This window comes from Kribbella sp., from assembly GCF_035655035.1.
GTDB lineage: Bacteria > Actinomycetota > Actinomycetes > Propionibacteriales > Kribbellaceae > Kribbella.
Genome location: NZ_DASRVN010000149.1, coordinates 1 through 16,031, shown reverse-complemented (window position 1 = coordinate 16,031; position 16,031 = coordinate 1). Strand labels below are relative to the sequence as shown.

Genomic DNA, 16,031 nt, shown 5'->3' with positions numbered 1-16,031 from the left:
TCACTTTCCCAGGAGTTCGGTTTAAGCTGCACCGGAGTTCTTGGGGAGGGACCGTTGTCGTGACACGTGTCGGGCATCGCAGGAAGAAGAAGCGATCGCGGAGCGCGGTCAGTGCGGGCATCGTGGCCGGGCTGGCGCTGGTCGCCGTGTTCGCGTTCATCCTCACGCGTGGCACGACCAGCGGGCCGACGGCGGACGGGCTGCAGATGGGTTCGGGGACCGACAGAGGGGCCGCCGCGCTGACCACCACCGCCTCCGGAAGCGCGACGAAGGCGGACCGGAAACCGCCGGTTTCCCAGACCCGGCCGACGGTCAAGGCGACGACGCTGCCACCGGTGAACACAGGCCCGGAGTCGCCGCGGTTCAAGCACGGCGAGTGGATCGCGGTACTTGACAAGTACCCGGCCGATGCCGGCGACACGGCCAAGGCCACCGCGACGAAGGTCACCCGGGCCGGGATCCCGGCGAAGGCGATGCTGGTGAACGGTCAGTATCCGGGGCTGACGGACAGCTCACTGGCGCCCGTTACCGGTACGTGGGTGGTGTACCTCGGTCCGGGTACGTCGTCCCAGCAGCTGCTCAACCTGTGCCAGGACCCGCGGACGCAGGCGGCGTATCCGAGCCCGTGCCCGACCTACGAACCTGCAGGCTGAGGTACGTCGTCGGTCGCGAGCCGGGCGTGCAGGTGCGAGTCGTGCCGCTGCCCGGTCGGCTCGACGTAGTACTCGCGCATCACGCCCTCGAGCCGGAACCCGGCGCGGAGCGCGACGTGGCAGGACCCCTCGTTGACGAGCGAGTGGTCGAGCGAGATGCGGTGCAGCCGCAGGCCGTCCTTCGCGAAACCCCACCGGGCGGCGGCGTCCAGCGCGCGAGCGCCGAGCCGGCGGCCGCGGGCGAGCGGGCTCACCCAGTACGCCGCGACGGCCTGATCCGGAACCCGATGCACGTCCCGCAGGGTCACGTTGCCGATCACCTGGTCGGTGTCCTGCTCGGCGATCGCGAAGACCGCGTTGCCCCGCGCCCAGCCGTCGATCCGCGGCTCCAGCCACCGACTGGCCCGCAGGTTCGCGGGTGAGCTGATGACCGCGGTCCCGGCAGTCCAGCGCAGGATGCCGGGGTCCTCCAGCGCGGTCGCCACCGCCGCTTCGTCGGACGTGAGGAACGGGCGCAGGACCACATCGCCGAGCTCGATGCGATGCGGCTGCAGGGCGGCCACTACAGCTTGTGCGGCTCGTTGTTCGCGTGCAGCAGCGGCGGCTGGTGCGCGTGCGCTCCGAGCTGCTGGATGCCGGTGACGAGACCACCGGCGAGGTCACCGGTCGCGAACGAGGTCTGCATGGTCAGCGCGGCCAGACCGGCAGCCGTGTCCGACAGCTGGCGGCGGGCCTGCTCGCCGGTGACGATCTCCAGCCGACGGCCTGCCGGGTCGACGTACACCAGGACGGTGTTGTCCGGGTCGTCCAGCTCGTTCAGCAGCTCGACCGCGAACGGACGGGTCTCGGAGTCGGCGCCGCCGACGTACACCGAGAAGTGCAGGCCGGACGTCTCCTCGGCGTTCCGCACCGCCCGCTCGATGTCGTGAAGCTGGTCAGGGGTGAAAGCGTCACCAGCTGGCACTTGCGCCTCCGATCGTGCGGGCGACACCGGTGCCGGCGGTCGGGGTGGCACCCGGAGCGCTGGTCAGTTCCGGCAGCTCGGGCAGGTTGGCGGGGTCGGGCTTGGTCGCGGACGGTCCGTTGATCCAGACCGGCGGCGCCCACCAGGACAGCCCCGGACGGTACCGCGGGCCGTTCGCGATCGAGGAGGAGAACGTCAGCAACGCCACCACCGCGATCACCAGCACCGGAATCCCGACGAACACCAGCAAGGAGTGCCCGGACAATTCTGCAATCACGCTCGAAGCCTAGTACGTCCCACCCGCACCACGACCGAGGGGCCGCCACCAAGGCGACGACCCCTCCCGATGCGGAGCTGGTGCGCGGCCGCCACAGACCTCCCGCAACAACCCGCGCGAAGCGCGGCACCACACCACAACCCGCGCGAAGCGCGGGCCCTCCAACAACCCGCGCGAAGCGCGGCTGCTTGTTCTGTTCTTGTCAGCAGCCGCCGCAGTTGTAGTACGTGATGTCCCAGTGGCTGCCTTCATCCGCGTAGATGTTGCCGGCGCCCGACCTCCACTGCGGGTAGCCGTCGCCGCGGTCGGCGATCCGGGTGAACGTGTTGTGGATGTAGTTCCCGACACAGGTGTACTTCGAGACGTCGACCTTGTACCCGTTCCAGTGGCTGTACGTACCGCTGGCGTGCCCGGTCTCGGTCCCACCGGTGATGTTGATCGCGCACCCGCTCGCGGTCTTGAGCGTGCGAACGCCGTACACGGTGCTGTCGTTGATCTGGTCGAACGACGTGCAGCTCGCCACGTTGCGGTTCGAGCAGTTACCGCTGGACGACCAGGTGATGCCGGCCGCGCGGAAGATCGCGGTCGCCTGCGCATGCGTCATCTTGGTGAGCGCGGACGCCTGTTCGACCACCACGACACCGGGCAGCAGCCCGGCGAGGACGGCGACGAGCGGTACGACGACACGTCGGAGCACTGACTTCATGGGGACACTCCTTGAAAACGGGGCGGTTTTTCATGAAGTGAACTTCCCGCGAAAGATATTGCCGAAACGTCAGGTTGACGAAAAGGCTAGATGTTCAGCGCGCCGATCAGCCGGCGTAAGCGAAGGTTGTTCGGCAGGTCCTCGACCAGGACCGGGTCGCCCTCCGGACCGCCGAGCGGGACCCGCCAGTTCGGGTACTCGTCGGTGGTGCCCGGCTGGTTCTGGGTACGGCGCTCGCCCACCGCATCGGTCAGCGCGACGCCGACCAGCTTCGCGGGCGTGTGTGCGACGTACCGGTGCAGCGCCTCGACGATCCGCTCGACGTCCCCGTCGGTGTTACTGAGCAGGTGACGCTCGCGGAGCGCGTTGAGCCACGCGTCGCGGTCTGCCTCGTCAACAGCGAGCTCTTCGGCCACAGGTCGCGTCAGCAGCCCTAGGCGGTTCCGCAGCTCCACGTGGTCGCCTGCCAGGTACCCAGCCGTCGGCGGGAGGTCATGGGTCGTCACAGTGGCCAGACACAGCTCCCGCCACCGCTCCGGCGCCAAGGGCTTCCCGTTGCCGTCCCGCTCGAACCAGAGCACCGACGTGCCGAGTACGCCGCGTTCAGTGAGGTAGTCACGCACCCACGGCTCAACGGTGCCCAGGTCCTCACCGATCACGGTGACACCGGCACGCTGCGCCTCCAGGACCAGGATCCCGACCAGCGCCTCGTGGTCGTACCGCACGTACGTGCCCTCGGTAGGCCGCTCCGGCGACGTCACCCACCACAGCCGGAACATCCCGAGGATGTGGTCGATCCGCAGCCCGCCGCCGTGCCGCATCACCGCCCGCACCAGGTCCCGCCAGGCGGCGTACCCGGTCTCGGCCAGCGCGTTCGGGCGCCACGGCGGCTGCGACCAGTCCTGTCCCTGCTGGTTGAACGCGTCCGGCGGGGCGCCGACGTGGATGTTCGGCGCGAGCACGTGCTGCAACGCCCACGCGTCGGCGCCGTCGGGATGCACACCGACCGCCAGATCGTGGACGACGCCCAGCGCCATCCCGGCCGCCTTCGCCCGGGCCTGCGTACGCCCCAGCTGCTCGTCCAGCTGCCACTGCAACCAGCAGTGGAACTCGACCGCGTCGGGGTTTTCGTTGCGGAAGGCAACAACGGCCGGCGCGGCCGGCTCCTGCAGCTCCTCCGGCCACTTGCTCCACTCCGGGCCATGGACGTCGGAGATCGCGGCCCAGGTCGCGAAGTCGATCAGGCCCTGGCTCTCGCGGTCGCAGTACGCGCCGTACTCCGCGATCCGCCCCACCGACGGCTGCACGCGGAACAGCACCTGGAGCGCCTCCCGCTTGGCCGCCCACACGGTGTCGCGGTCCAGCGCGGTCGAGTCCTCGCTCAGCGCCCGCGCCTGCAGCGCCAACGCCCGTACCTGGTCGCGCTCCAGCGGTGCGAGGTCGCCGTACTCGTCGATGTCCTCGATCCGCAGGTAGATCGGGTTCCCGAACCGCCGTGACGCCGGGAGGTACGGCGACGGCTCCATACGGCCGGCCAGCTCAGCAGCGTGCAGGGGGTTCACCAGGACGAAACCGGCGCCCAGGTCGTGCGCAGACCACGCAGCGAGGTCACCCAGGTCGTGGAGGTCGCCGATGCCCCACGAGCGCCGGGAGCGTACGGAGTACAGCTGCAGGACCCAGCCCCACGTACGGGGCAGCTTCTCCGGCTCCAGCTTGCTCGGCGTGACGATCAGCGTGCTGACCGAGATCTCCGGGTTGGTGCCAACCCGTGCGCACAGGCGGTGGTAGCCGAGCGGCAGGTCTCCCGGCAGCTGGAACGTCGCCTCACCGACCTGTACGCCGTCGATCCACTCAGGCTCGACCAAGTGGTCCTGCTGCGGGATGTCCCGCCGCTGACCGCCGTCCTCCAGGTCCACCCACACCTCGGCCGCGGACCCGTGCGGCAGGTGCACGGCGAACCAGGGCGTCCAGCCCTCGCGCATCACCACGGTGGCAGGCAGCGTACGGCGCCAGCGCGCCTGCTGGTGCTCAGCCAGCGCAAGGGCGGCCTTCTGCGGCGTAGAGGCGTCGACACCGAGTGCAGCGAGCACGTCGGACACGACTTCACTGGAAACGACCACGTGCTCGCCTTGCCAGTTCCAGTACTCCGTGGCCACGCCATGGGCGACTGCTAGCTCGACAAGGGCCGGAGTGGGAGCTGTCACCCCAGCGAGTTTGCCGTATCGACAGCGTGACGGCGAAACGGCGCGCGTTGCGTTACGCGTTCGATCGGCGGCGACTGAGCATCAGGACGGCCAGAAGCAGGACCCCGCTCGCGACGACCAGCCCGATCGCCACACCGGCCAGGTTGTCGGTCAGTTGGTACAGGGAGAGCGGCCAGATCACCAGGAGGATCGCACAGCCCACCACGGCGTACGCCGAACGCCGTGTCCGCCCGTACGCGACCAGCAGCGCGGCAGGTCCCGCCGTACCGACGGCCAGCGCCATGATCTCGCCGCGTTCCTGCACCAGCCAGCAGATCGACGAGCTGAACATCGCGGCTCCGGCGAGTGACCACGACGTCACCTGATCGCGGACCAGGCCGAGCATCGCGAACACGAACGCGACGATGATGAAACCGGTCCCGGCGATCCCGGCGCTGTTCGCGGCCGACGCGGTGTCCGGAGTCAGGACGTCCGAGGTGATCACCAGCACACCGACGGCCAGGATCCCGAACGTTGCCACCAGCAACGAAGACTCCTTCAGCCACCACAGTCCACCGGCCGCCAGCGCGAGCGCCAGGACCACCCCGGCGACCCGTCCGGCCTCCCCCTCGATGGCCACGAACGTCGCGAACCCGGCCACGCAGCACCCCAGCGAAGCGAGCGCCGCACTCAGCTGTGCACGACGTCCCAGCAAGGCCAGAACCACGGCGACACCGAGCAGTACGACGGCGGCCGTGGTGCCGGTGCTGATCCGCGCCGCGCGGCCCATCTCACCCCAGTTCGCCAAGGTCAGGAGCGCGACGGCGCCGAGCAGCAGGGCGCCGCCGACGTACCCGAGCACCTCGACCAGGGCATTGGTATGGACCGCTGCCGGCGGGATCTTCGGCTTGGCCGCCTCCGTGGACCCGGCGGGCTCCCCGCGATGCGGTGGCCGGCCCGGATCCGCGAGCGCCGCGTCGATCTCCGCGTCGGCGGCGTCCCGGATCGAGTCGGCCTGGTACTGGCGCAGCACACCAGCACTCACGAGCCTCGAAAGCTCGTCGTCCAGCCGGCTCGACATGCGATCGCTTCTCCTTGTCAGCCCTACTACGATCAGGCGGCGAGATGCCTATTCTGACCAGCTACCTTGTGTCCCTAGTCAGTCACCCCCTGTTTTCGCTGCCGAGCTCCTTCCCGACCTTCTTCCGGACGGGCTCGAACGGGCAACTGGAGATGACCGATCAGATCATCGTCGTCCCGGCCCGGATCGCCGGACTGATCATCGGTTTCTTCGTGCTGCGTTGGGTGCTGCACAAGCTCATCCGCCGGTTCGCCCGGCGGACCGGCAACGGCGCGGTGGCCGGCGTACTGGCGAAGTCCAAACGCGGCCAGGAGTTCGTCGAGAACACCCTCGCCAACGAGCGCCGGGCCCAGCGCGCGGAGACGATCGCCTCGCTGCTGACCAGCGCGGTCACGATCGTGCTGTCCGCCGTTCTCGTGGTGATGGTGCTGGCCGAGCTCGGGTTCAACATCCTGCCGGTGATCGCGTCCGCCAGCATCATCGGCGTGGCGCTCGGCTTCGGCGCCCAGACGCTGGTGAAGGACTTCCTGGCCGGCGTGTTCATGATCTTCGAGGACCAGTACGGCGTCGGCGACCTGATCGACATGGAGAAGGCGACCGGCGTCGTGGTCGCCGTCGGCCTGCGGATCACCACGCTGCGTGGCGAGGACGGCACCACCTGGTACGTCCGCAACGGCGAGGTGCTCCGGGTCGGCAACATGACCACCCGCGACCCGAACAGCACCGGCTCCTCCGGCGTCGGCTCCGGCACCGAGAAGGAAGAGGAAGCACAGGACTGAGATCCGGCAGCTGTTGACGCTTCGCGGCCGGGAGGGCCATCATCGAGCAGAATCATTAGGAAACCTTCCTATTGATTCGAGACTCTGACCGCCCCCCGATCCAAGGAGAGTCATGAAGATCCTCGTGAGCGCGGTGACCGCCGCCTGCCTGGCCACCGGTGTCGCGTCCGCCGCCCAGGCGAGCACCCGGCCGGTGAGCAGCCCGCAGGTGCGGGCCGCCGACGCGGCGGCGATGCCCGCGGCGCCGTACCTGTATCTCGGCTGGGGGAACCCGCAGAAGCCGGCCGACGTGATGAAGGCCGCCGGGAACAAGTGGTTCACGCTGGCGTTCGTGCTGTCCGACGGCGGCTGCAACCCGAAGTGGGACGGCAGCCGGCCGTTGACCGGCGGGTCCGACCAGTCCGCGATCAACAGCATCCGGGCGGCCGGCGGCGACGTGATCCCGTCGTTCGGCGGCTGGTCCGGCAACAAGCTCGGCGAGAAGTGCACGTCGGCCTCGGCACTGGCCGGGGCGTACCAGAAGGTGATCGACGCCTACAAGCTGAAGGCGATCGACATCGACATCGAGGACACCGAGTTCCACAGCTCGGCCGCCCGGCAGCGGGTGGTCGGCGCGCTGAAGATCGTGAAGAGCAAGAACCCGGGCATCACGACGTACATCACGATGGGCACCGACCAGGGCGGCCCGGACGCCGCAGGTGTGGACCTGATCAAGAAGGGCGCGGCCGCGGGGCTGGCGAACGACGGCTGGGTGCTGATGCCGTTCGACTTCGGCGGCGGCTCGACCAACATGGCCACGCTCACCAAGCAGGCGGAGGAAGGGCTCAAGGGCCGGCTGAAGAGCGCCTACGGGTACTCCGACGACGAGGCCTACCGGCACATGGGCATCTCGTCGATGAACGGCAAGACCGACGACTCCGGCGAGACCGTACGCCTGTCCGACTTCCAGACGCTGCTCTCGTACGCGCAGCAGCACCACCTGGCCCGCTTCACGTTCTGGGCCGTCAACCGGGACCGGCAGTGCTCGGGCGGCGGCGCCGGCGACACCTGCAGCGGGATCTCCCAGCAGGCGTACGACTTCACGAAGGTGATCGCGCAGTACCGGCGCTGAACACACGAGTGCCCCGGCGATCGCGCCGGGGCACTGCTGTGCGGGACTCAGGCTGTGAAGGTGACGTCCAGCGTGATCGGGACGGCGGACAGCGCCTGCGAGACCGGGCAGTTCTTCTTCGCGCCCTCGGCGAACTCGGCGAACTCGTCGGCGGTCAGGCCGGGCACGTTGCCGTTCACGGACAGCTTGATGCCGGTGATGCCCTCGCCCGGCTGGAAGGTCACGTCGGCCTGGGTGTCGATCGACGTCGGCGCGTGACCGGCGCCGGCCAGCGCGTGCGACAGGGCCATCGAGAAGCAGGTGGAGTGCGCGGCCGCGATCAGCTCTTCCGGGCTGGTCTTGCCTCCGGCGTCGTTCGCGCGGGAGGCCCAGGTGACGTCGTAGGTGCCGACACCGGAGGACTCGAGGGCGACCTGGCCGGCGCCCTCCATCAGCGAGCCTTCCCAGTGAGCCTTCGCCGTACGGGTGGTAGCCATGCTCGTGTTGTCTCCTTAGAAGGGTTCAGCGCCCGGACACGTCGATCGCGCCCGGGTAGTTCGGTTCGTCGGTGTTCACCATGCTGTGCGCGGCCATCACCATGTAGGTCCAGATCTGCTCGTCCCGCTCGGGCGTCAGCGCGAGCTCGTCCAGCGCGGCCCGCATGTGGCCGAGCCACCGGTCCCGCGCGCTCGGGGTGACGGCGAACGGGGCGTGCCGCATCCGCAGCCGGGGGTGCCCGCGCTGCTCGGAGTACGTCTTGGGGCCGCCCCAGTACTGCTCGAGGAACATCCGGAACCGCACCTCGGCCGGGCCGAGGTCCTCCTCCGGATACATCGCCCGCAGCTCGGGGTCGGCGGCAACGCCGCGGTAGAACGCGGCCACCAAGCGGTGGAAGGTGTCCGCCCCACCGACGGCGTCGTAGAAGCTCTGCTGCTCAGTCATGTCGGATCAAGTCTCTCAACTGCTCACAACGTGCTGCAGCAGGGCTGCCCGTTCGTCGTCTCCGAGGGGCCGTTTCGCGTGGGTCAGGCCGTCGACGGCGACGATCACCGACTCCGCCTTCGCGTACACGTCGTCCGATTCACCGCTGCGGTCGACGATCCGGGAGCCGAGCGTGTACGACGACGTCCCGACCGCGGCGATCCACACGTCCACGTCGTACGGCGGGTGCCGGAGCAGGATCGGGCGCAGGTAGTCGACCGTCTGGCTGACCAGGACGCACGGGTACTGCTCGAAGTAGTCGCCGGTCGCCGCCATCAGCTCGCTGAGGAACCCGATCCGCGCCTCCTGCAGGTAGTCGAAGTACCGGACGTTGTTGACGTGGTCGTACGAGTCGATGTCCGACCACCGGACCTGGACCTGGTACGTGTACATCAGGCACCCACCAGCTTCTCCAGAGCGGTCCGCTCCTCCGGGGAGATCCGGCGCAGGCGGTTCGCCGTGAAGTCGAAGGGCACCAGCCGGGTGCGGGCCTCGACATAGGTACGGCGTTCCGGCTCCGCGTCCAGGATCTCGTAGTCGACCGTGAACGACGCGGCCCGGATCTCGCTGATCCAGAGCTCGATCCGGACCGGCTCCGGGCGGAAGTGCAGCGGTGCCCGGTACTGCACCTCGTGCCGGGCGACCAGCAGCCCGGTCTCCAGGGTGTCGGCGCCGAGCTCCTTCGCGGTCCGGAACAGGAAGTCGACGCGGGCGTCCTGCAGGTAGTCGACGTACCGGCCGTTGTTGACGTGTCCTAGCGCGTCCATGTCGCCCCAGCGCAGCGGGCAGTGGTAGACGTGGCGGTTGTGATGATCCACACGGCGATCATGTCATCCGCGGTACTTCCGGCGTGACAGACCGTGGGTAATGTCATCTTCTGCAGACCAGTGCACCGATTGGAGTGGTTGATGAGCCAGCAGCGTGTGGCGATCGTGACCGGGGCGGCCCGGGGAATCGGCGCGGCCGTCGCGCGGCGGCTCGCCGCGGACGGGAACGCCGTCGCGGTCGTCGACCTCGACGAGGGCGCCTGCGCGGGCACCGTCCAGGCGATCACCGAGGCCGGCGGGAAGGCCATCGCGGTCGGCGCCGACGTCAGCAGGTCCGACCAGGTCGCGGCCGCCGTCGAGCGGGTGGCCGCCGAGCTCGGGGCGCCGACGATCCTGGTGAACAACGCCGGCGTACTGCGGGACAACCTGCTGTTCAAGATGTCCGAGGACGACTGGGACACGGTCATGTCGGTGCACCTCAAGGGCAGCTTCCTGATGTCGAAGGCCTGCCAGGCGCACATGGTCGAGGCCAAGTACGGCCGGATGGTCTTCCTGTCGTCGACCTCGGCGCTCGGCAACCGCGGCCAGGCGAACTACGCGTCCGCGAAGGCCGGCCTGCAGGGGCTGGCGAAGACGCTGGCGATCGAGTTGGGTAAGTTCGGCGTCACCGCGAACGCGATCGCCCCGGGCTTCATCGAGACCGACATGACGGCGGCCACCGCGGCCAGGGTCGGCGTCGACTTCGAGGAGTTCAAGAAGGCGACCGCCGCGACCATCCCGGTGCAGCGCACCGGGAAGCCGGAGGACATCGCCGCCGCCGCGTCGTTCTTCTGCAGCGAGGAGGCCGGCTTCGTCTCCGGCCAGGTCCTGTACGTCGCCGGCGGACCCCGGAACTGAGGAGCCACCATGCCGCAGACCTTCAACGGCGTCGACGAGGTGTCGCACGCCGTCGGCGCCCGGCTCGGCGAGACCGAGTGGCTGGAGATCACCCAGGAGCAGGTGAACCAGTTCGCCGACGCGACCGGTGACCACCAGTGGATCCACGTCGACGTCGAGCGGGCCGCCAAGGGCCCGTACGGCGGGACGATCGCGCACGGCTACCTGACGCTGAGCCTGATCGCCCGCTTCGGTGACGAGCTGTTCAAGGTCGACGGCGTGACGGCGAAGCTCAACTACGGCGTGAACAAGGTCCGCTTCCCGGCGCCGGTCCCGGTCGGCAGCCGGGTCCGCGCCGGCGCCTCGATCTCGAACGCCGTCGAAACCCCGGCCGGTGTCCAGGTGTCGCTCAACTGGGTGATCGAGCTGGAGAACTCCACGAAACCCGCCTGCGTCGCGGAGACCGTCGTACTGCTGGTCCCCTGACTTGTTCGTCAGAGCGGGCAGATCAGGACCGCGTGTGTCGCGATCCGGTGGTAGCCGAGCCACTCGTTGACGGCGAGCATCGGGAGGTTGCCGTCGTAGTTGGCGGTGTAAGCGCCCTGCACGCCGGCGTCGGCGGCGCGGTGCAGGGCGGCCGCCTTCACCAGCTTCGCGAGGCCGCGACCGCGGTACTCCGGGAGCGTCGAGGTCATCTTCGACCAGATCATCGTGTGGTCGCCGAGGCCCCTCGTGAACGCCACGATCTGGCCGCGGTACGTCGCCGCCATGCTCAGGTCGAGCACCGTGTCCTCGGACTGCCACACGGCGGCGAGCCAGTCGTCGTACGGCCGGGCGGAGATCTTCGCGTCTCCGGGTTTGGTGCGCTGGGCAACCACGTCGGCGGCGTACAGCGCCTCCGGCTCGACGTCGGTGAGCGGGACCAGCCGGACCGCGGACGGCGGCTCGGGCCGTTCCAGTACCTTCCGCGGATCGATGCCCGCGTAGTGCACCTGCCGCGTCTGCCGGTACCCGGACCGCGCGGCCCACCCCACCGCGGACGGATCCGCGAACACCCGCGCGGTCGTCGCGCCCGCCGCCCGCAGGTTCGCGTGCGTTGCCTCCAGCAACCGCGTACCGATCCCCCGCCGCCGGTACTCCGGCCGGACCAGCAACCGCAACTCCCCGTCCAGCGGATCCGACCCACCGATCAGCCCGGTCGTTGCCCACCCCACCAGTTCGCCGGCCTCGAACGCCGCGAACGTCGCCTGCCCCGGCACCACTGGCCGCGCGAGCCGACGGGTCAGCATGCCCCGGGTGGTCACCAGATACGGCACCAGTTCGTCGTGCAGCGCCAGTGCCTGATCGACGTCTCCGGATCCTGCCGCCCTGATCTCCATCCAAAACTCCTTGGGCACTCCAACAACCAAGTACCCAGGAATCTAACGTCGTTTCAGGTGCAGACCAGAAGGAACCCGATTACAGCTCCGTCTCAGAGGGTTCGCAGCAGGCCCAGTTCGGTCTGGACGCGGTGGTAGCCGAGCCAGTTGTTGACGGCAAGCATCGGGCCGTTCTCGTCGTCGTTGGAGGTGTACGCCGACGTCATCCCGGCGGCGGCTGCCCGGCGGAGGGCGACCGACTTCACCAGCTTCGCGAGGCCCTTGCCGCGGTAGGCCGGGATCGTGCCGGTCATGCCCGACCAGATCCGGTCCGTGGCGGGCTCGACCACGGTGAACGCGACCATCTCGTCGCCGGCCATCGCGCCGATGCTGAGCGACTTGTCCATTGACGGGCTGTTCCAGATCTCCTCGAGCCACTGGTCGTACTCGACCGCGTCCAGCGGCGAGTCGCTCGGCTCGTCCAGGGACGCGATCGTGTCGGCCGTGTACGCCGTTCGTGGGTCGACGGCGTCGAAGCTGACGAGCTCGATCCCGTCCGGCGTCGGCGGCTGCGCGGGCAGCTCCGCCGTCAGGTCGAGGCCGGCGTAGTGCATCTGCCGGGTCCCGTCGTACCCGAGGTTGCGGGCGAACTCGAGACCGTCGGGGTGCACGAACGTCCGCACCCGGACCGCGCCCACCTCGGTCAGGTGCTGGTGCAGCCGCTCGGCGAGCTCGGTGCCGATGCCCTGCTTGCGATGGTCCGGATGTACGTAGACGGAGATCTCCGACTGGCCCGGCTCACTCGTCCAGACGTTCAGCCCGGCCGATCCCCACGCGACCACCTCTCCGTCGCGGACGGCGACCAGCGGCAGGAATCGCTCCCCCGGCGACTGCACGGTGATCATGTGCCGCAGCGCCTGCGCCGACATCGCCTTGTACGGGTACACCACCCGCCGGACCGCCGCCACCGCCTCGGCATCGTCCACCACGGCCTGCCGTACCACCGCCCGAGTCGTCATGCCCGGACCCTAACCACGCTCCCGCACCGTCGCCACGCATTAAGAGACGTGATCGCGCGAGTCTCGTGATTCGGCTGTAGGGCGAACTCGTATTAAAGTGGCGCGGTGCTGTCGGACTGAATGCCCCGACCGCCGGAAGTGCCATCGTGGTTGCACGCGACGGGGTCACCGGCGGCGGGGCGTCCGCATCTCAGCCGTACGTCGCGACCGCGGCCCGCGCGAGCTCGAGCATCCGGTCCCGCAGCTCGGCCGGTTCCAGCACCTCCAGGTCGCCCGCGAGCCCGAGCAGTACGCCGCACGCCGCCTCCCGGATCCGGAAGTGCAGCCGCAGGCGCGGCCACTCGTCGTCGGACGGCACCTCCCGCGGCACCTCGCCCTTGGCCAGCATCGGCGCACTGATCCGCCGGATCAGCTCGACCTTGTCCGGCCGTACCCGGACCAGTACGTCGACGCCGACCGGTGCCTGCCGCTCCAGCCCGGCCCGCAACCGCTCCCACTCCGCCCGTACGTCGAGCAAGTCGGGCCGCTCCGCTGCCTCGTCCAGGAGATCGGCCTGCTCGACCCGTGACACCCGGTACATCCGCGCGACCCCGCGATGCGCCGCCACGAGGTACCAGCGGCCCGCTTGCTCCACCAGCCCCCACGGGTCGACCGTTCGTTGCTGCACGCCCGCACTGGCCGACGCGTATCGCAGCCGCACCCGACGGCGCTTGACGACCGCTTGCCGCAGTACCGGCAAGGCCCCGGTGTCCTCGGCGTCCGCGAACCACCGGCGCCGGTCGACCACGATCGCACCGGACAGCGCGTCCGCGTCGCCCTGCAGCTCCGCCGGCAACGTCGCGGACAGCTTGCCCATCGCGGTGTGCAGCGCGTCCTGCAGCCCTAGCTCGTCCGACAGCGCGGCCCGTCCGGACCAGGCGAACAACGCTTGCGCCTCACGCGGCGTGAGCTCGCTGACGTCGGCCCTGTACCCCGGGAGCAGCACACAGCCCCCGTTACGCCCCCGCTCGGAGTACACCGGCACCCCGGCCGCGGACAGCGCCTCCATGTCCCGCATGACCGTCCGCGACGACACCTCCAGCCGCTCCGCGAGCTCCCGCGCGCTCAACCGCTCGTGCCGCTGCAACAACAAGATGATCTGCAACAACCGGTCCGCCCGCATGACCCCAACAATATGGGACAGGAGATGTCGTATATACCCTGCGATGCTTTCTGCATGACCTTCGTTGAGAACGACCCCCGCCCGCTGTTCGTCCGCGCCCTCAACCAGACGCAACAGCTCGTTACCACGACCAGCCCGGACCACCTCACCTTGCCGACGCCGTGCGACGAGTACGACGTCAGCACTCTGCAGGGGCACCTGCTGAGTGTCCTCGCGCGCATCAACCTCGCACTGCAGGGCGGCGATCCGCTGACGATCCCAGTGGTGAGCACGGGCGTCGACGACGTACCGACGACCTGGAAGGAACGACGCGCCGCGCTCGACGCGACCCTCGCCGACGACGCGGTGCTCGGCCGGACCTGCAAGCTGCCGTGGGGAACGCTGCCAGGTGCCGCCGCGATCGCTGGCTACACAGGCGAACTCACGACGCACTCATGGGACCTGGCGAAGGCCACAGGTCGTCTGAGCGAGCTGGACGACGCTGTGGCGACACAGGTGCTGCCGATGGTGCAGCAGTTCATTCCAGCCGATCAGCGCGGCGGCCACGTCCCGTTCGAGCCTGTGGTGCAAGTAGCCGACGACGCATCGCCGTACGACCAGCTGGCCGCATGGCAGGGTCGTCAGCCCTAGACGATCCCGCCGTTGAGCGTGAGGCCACCGTCGATCGTGATCGTCTGGCCGGTGATCCAGGACGCCTCGTCGGACAGCAGGAACCAGACCAGCGACGCGACGTCCTCCGGCCGGCCAAGGCGACCCAGTGGGTATGACGCCGCGACCTCGTCCTCACGTCCTTCGTAGAGCGCTCCGGCGAACTTGGTCTTGACCACCGCCGGAGCCACGGCGTTCACCCGGATCGCCGGAGCCAGCTCCACCGCCAGCTCCTGCGTTACCCGCGACACCATCGCCTTGGTGGCGCCGTACCACCCGATGCCCGGCGACGGCGCCAGACCGGCCACGGACGACAGGTTCACCACCGCACCGCCGTGTGAGCCCATCCACGCGTCCCGGCACGCCTTCACCCAGGCGATCGCAGCCAGCACGTTGGTGTCGACCATCTTGGCCGCCACCGCCTGGTCCACATCCAGCAGCTTCCCGTAGATCGGGTTGATGCCGGTGTTGTTCACCAGCAGATCCACCGAGCCGTACGTCGCTACCGCGGCCGCGACGACCGCACCGCGATGCGAAGGATCTGCAGCGTTGCCCGCGATCCCAAGAGCGTGCTCACGACCGCCCAGGGTCTGCACGGCCTCGTCCAGCGTCTCCTGGGTCCTGGCGGTGATGACAACCCGCGCACCGTCGGCGACCAGACGCTGGGCGATCGCCAGCCCAATCCCACGAGAGGCTCCGGTGACGATCGCCGTGCGGCCGTCCAAAGTCATCAGCTGAGACGCTCGAGCACGATCGCCATGCCCTGCCCGCCGCCGACGCACATCGTCTCGAGGCCGAACTGCTTGTCCTCGAACTGCAGGCCGTTGACCAGCGTGGTCATGATCCGCGCACCGGTCGACCCGAACGGGTGGCCGAGCGCGATCGCGCCGCCGTGCACGTTCAGCTTGTCCTCGTCGATGCCGAGCTCGCGCGCCGACCCGATCACCTGGACCGCGAACGCCTCGTTGATCTCGACCAGGTCGATGTCGTTGATGCTCATTCCGGCCCGCGCCAGCGCCTGCTTGGACGCCTCCACCGGACCGAGGCCCATGATCTCCGGCGACAGACCACTGACCCCGGTCGACACGATCCGCGCCAGCGGCGTCAGGCCGAGCTCCCGCGCCTTGGTGTCGCTCATGATCACGACCGCCGCGGCGCCGTCGTTCAGCGGGCAGCAGTTGCCGGCCGTGACCGTGCCGTCGGGGCGGAAGACCGGCTTCAGGCCGCTGACACCCTCCAGCGTGGTCCCCGGGCGCGGGCCGTCGTCCTTGCTCACCACGGTCCCGTCCGGCAGCGTCACCGGCGTGATCTCCCGCGCGAAGAACCCGTTGTTGATCGCCTTCTCGGCCAGGTTCTGCGAGCGGACACCGAACACGTCCTGCTCCGCGCGGCTGATGCCCCGCAGCGTCGCGACGTTCTCCGCGGTCTGGCCCATCGCGATGTAGATGTCCGGGATCTGCCCGTCGGCCCGCGGGTCGTGCCAGGTG

21 protein-coding genes are annotated in these 16,031 nt (G+C 69.3%); 6 read left to right on the top strand and 15 right to left on the bottom strand.

Going from position 1 to position 16,031, the window contains the following annotated elements; translation table 11 throughout:
- The first annotated feature begins 59 nt into the window (after window positions 1-59).
- Complete coding sequence (locus VFF46_RS08560; RefSeq protein ID WP_325036495.1) at window positions 60-653, top strand: hypothetical protein; 594 nt, start codon at window positions 60-62, stop codon at window positions 651-653.
- On the opposite strand, the gene VFF46_RS08555 is transcribed toward VFF46_RS08560, so the two are convergent.
- The 6 genes from VFF46_RS08555 to VFF46_RS08530 all read right to left on the bottom strand — a co-directional run bounded on the left by VFF46_RS08555 (window position 635) and on the right by VFF46_RS08530 (window position 5,864).
- Window positions 635-1,216 (bottom strand): GNAT family protein, encoded by a 582-nt coding sequence (locus tag VFF46_RS08555; protein ID WP_325036494.1) that lies wholly within the window; start codon window positions 1,214-1,216, stop codon window positions 635-637. The two genes, VFF46_RS08560 and VFF46_RS08555, sit on opposite strands and share 19 nt — an antisense overlap.
- Window positions 1,216-1,617: a DUF5130 family protein gene (locus VFF46_RS08550; RefSeq protein ID WP_325036493.1), complete on the bottom strand. Its 402-nt coding sequence runs from the start codon at window positions 1,615-1,617 to the stop codon at window positions 1,216-1,218. The genes VFF46_RS08555 and VFF46_RS08550 overlap by 1 nt, the downstream gene beginning before the upstream one ends.
- Window positions 1,604-1,894 (bottom strand): hypothetical protein, encoded by a 291-nt coding sequence (locus VFF46_RS08545; protein ID WP_325036492.1) that lies wholly within the window; start codon window positions 1,892-1,894, stop codon window positions 1,604-1,606. The genes VFF46_RS08550 and VFF46_RS08545 overlap by 14 nt, the downstream gene beginning before the upstream one ends.
- A 202-nt stretch (window positions 1,895-2,096) precedes the next feature.
- Window positions 2,097-2,600 (bottom strand): hypothetical protein, encoded by a 504-nt coding sequence (locus tag VFF46_RS08540; RefSeq protein ID WP_325036491.1) that lies wholly within the window; start codon window positions 2,598-2,600, stop codon window positions 2,097-2,099.
- A gap of 86 nt (window positions 2,601-2,686) precedes the next feature.
- The gene (gene malQ / locus VFF46_RS08535; RefSeq protein WP_325036490.1) at window positions 2,687-4,804 is read right to left on the bottom strand and encodes a 4-alpha-glucanotransferase; all 2,118 of its coding nucleotides are present in this window, start codon (window positions 4,802-4,804) and stop codon (window positions 2,687-2,689) included.
- Window positions 4,805-4,856: 52 nt separating this feature from the next.
- On the bottom strand, window positions 4,857-5,864 hold the full coding sequence (locus tag VFF46_RS08530) for a hypothetical protein (RefSeq protein WP_325036489.1): 1,008 nt from the start codon (window positions 5,862-5,864) through the stop codon (window positions 4,857-4,859).
- A 152-nt stretch (window positions 5,865-6,016) separates the two neighbouring features.
- Between VFF46_RS08530 and VFF46_RS08525 the strand changes: the two genes are divergently transcribed.
- Together VFF46_RS08525 and VFF46_RS08520 are read left to right on the top strand one after the other, a co-directional pair.
- Window positions 6,017-6,643 (top strand): mechanosensitive ion channel family protein, encoded by a 627-nt coding sequence (locus VFF46_RS08525; protein ID WP_325036488.1) that lies wholly within the window; start codon window positions 6,017-6,019, stop codon window positions 6,641-6,643.
- 112 nt (window positions 6,644-6,755) lie between these two features.
- Window positions 6,756-7,754: a chitinase gene (locus tag VFF46_RS08520; protein ID WP_325036487.1), complete on the top strand. Its 999-nt coding sequence runs from the start codon at window positions 6,756-6,758 to the stop codon at window positions 7,752-7,754.
- 47 nt (window positions 7,755-7,801) lie between these two features.
- Here VFF46_RS08520 and VFF46_RS08515 read toward each other — a convergent pair whose 3' ends face one another.
- The 4 genes from VFF46_RS08515 to VFF46_RS08500 are packed head-to-tail and all read right to left on the bottom strand — an operon-like array spanning window position 7,802 to window position 9,532.
- On the bottom strand, window positions 7,802-8,230 hold the full coding sequence (locus tag VFF46_RS08515; RefSeq protein WP_325036486.1) for an OsmC family protein: 429 nt from the start codon (window positions 8,228-8,230) through the stop codon (window positions 7,802-7,804).
- Window positions 8,231-8,255: 25 nt separating this feature from the next.
- On the bottom strand, window positions 8,256-8,675 hold the full coding sequence (locus tag VFF46_RS08510; protein WP_325036485.1) for a globin: 420 nt from the start codon (window positions 8,673-8,675) through the stop codon (window positions 8,256-8,258).
- 15 nt (window positions 8,676-8,690) lie between these two features.
- A complete protein-coding gene (locus tag VFF46_RS08505; RefSeq protein ID WP_325036484.1) occupies window positions 8,691-9,107 on the bottom strand; it encodes an acyl-CoA thioesterase in 417 nt (138 codons plus the stop codon).
- Window positions 9,107-9,532 carry a thioesterase family protein gene (locus tag VFF46_RS08500; RefSeq protein ID WP_325036483.1) on the bottom strand — a complete coding sequence of 142 codons (426 nt, stop codon included), beginning with the start codon at window positions 9,530-9,532 and terminating at the stop codon, window positions 9,107-9,109. The genes VFF46_RS08505 and VFF46_RS08500 overlap by 1 nt, the downstream gene beginning before the upstream one ends.
- Window positions 9,533-9,622: 90 nt before the next feature.
- Here VFF46_RS08500 and VFF46_RS08495 point away from each other — a divergent pair, with 90 nt between their 5' ends.
- Window positions 9,623-10,378, top strand: coding sequence for an SDR family oxidoreductase (locus tag VFF46_RS08495; RefSeq protein ID WP_325036482.1), 756 nt, complete (start codon window positions 9,623-9,625; stop codon window positions 10,376-10,378).
- A gap of 9 nt (window positions 10,379-10,387) precedes the next feature.
- Window positions 10,388-10,843 (top strand): MaoC family dehydratase, encoded by a 456-nt coding sequence (locus VFF46_RS08490; protein WP_325036481.1) that lies wholly within the window; start codon window positions 10,388-10,390, stop codon window positions 10,841-10,843.
- 8 nt (window positions 10,844-10,851) lie between these two features.
- Here VFF46_RS08490 and VFF46_RS08485 read toward each other — a convergent pair whose 3' ends face one another.
- The 3 genes from VFF46_RS08485 to VFF46_RS08475 all read right to left on the bottom strand — a co-directional run bounded on the left by VFF46_RS08485 (window position 10,852) and on the right by VFF46_RS08475 (window position 13,896).
- Window positions 10,852-11,736 carry a GNAT family N-acetyltransferase gene (locus VFF46_RS08485; RefSeq protein ID WP_325036480.1) on the bottom strand — a complete coding sequence of 295 codons (885 nt, stop codon included), beginning with the start codon at window positions 11,734-11,736 and terminating at the stop codon, window positions 10,852-10,854.
- A gap of 92 nt (window positions 11,737-11,828) precedes the next feature.
- On the bottom strand, window positions 11,829-12,734 hold the full coding sequence (locus tag VFF46_RS08480; RefSeq protein WP_325036479.1) for a GNAT family N-acetyltransferase: 906 nt from the start codon (window positions 12,732-12,734) through the stop codon (window positions 11,829-11,831).
- Window positions 12,735-12,924: 190 nt separating this feature from the next.
- Window positions 12,925-13,896, bottom strand: coding sequence for a helix-turn-helix transcriptional regulator (locus tag VFF46_RS08475; protein WP_325036478.1), 972 nt, complete (start codon window positions 13,894-13,896; stop codon window positions 12,925-12,927).
- A 54-nt stretch (window positions 13,897-13,950) separates the two neighbouring features.
- Here VFF46_RS08475 and VFF46_RS08470 point away from each other — a divergent pair, with 54 nt between their 5' ends.
- The gene (locus VFF46_RS08470; RefSeq protein WP_325036477.1) at window positions 13,951-14,526 is read left to right on the top strand and encodes a TIGR03086 family metal-binding protein; all 576 of its coding nucleotides are present in this window, start codon (window positions 13,951-13,953) and stop codon (window positions 14,524-14,526) included.
- On the opposite strand, the gene VFF46_RS08465 is transcribed toward VFF46_RS08470, so the two are convergent.
- Together VFF46_RS08465 and VFF46_RS08460 are read right to left on the bottom strand one after the other, a co-directional pair.
- A complete protein-coding gene (locus VFF46_RS08465) occupies window positions 14,523-15,275 on the bottom strand; it encodes an SDR family oxidoreductase (RefSeq protein ID WP_325036476.1) in 753 nt (250 codons plus the stop codon). The genes VFF46_RS08470 and VFF46_RS08465 overlap by 4 nt on opposite strands.
- Window positions 15,275-16,031: acetyl-CoA C-acyltransferase (locus VFF46_RS08460; protein ID WP_325036475.1), on the bottom strand; the 757-nt coding region annotated here is incomplete at its 5' end. The genes VFF46_RS08460 and VFF46_RS08465, both read right to left, overlap by 1 nt.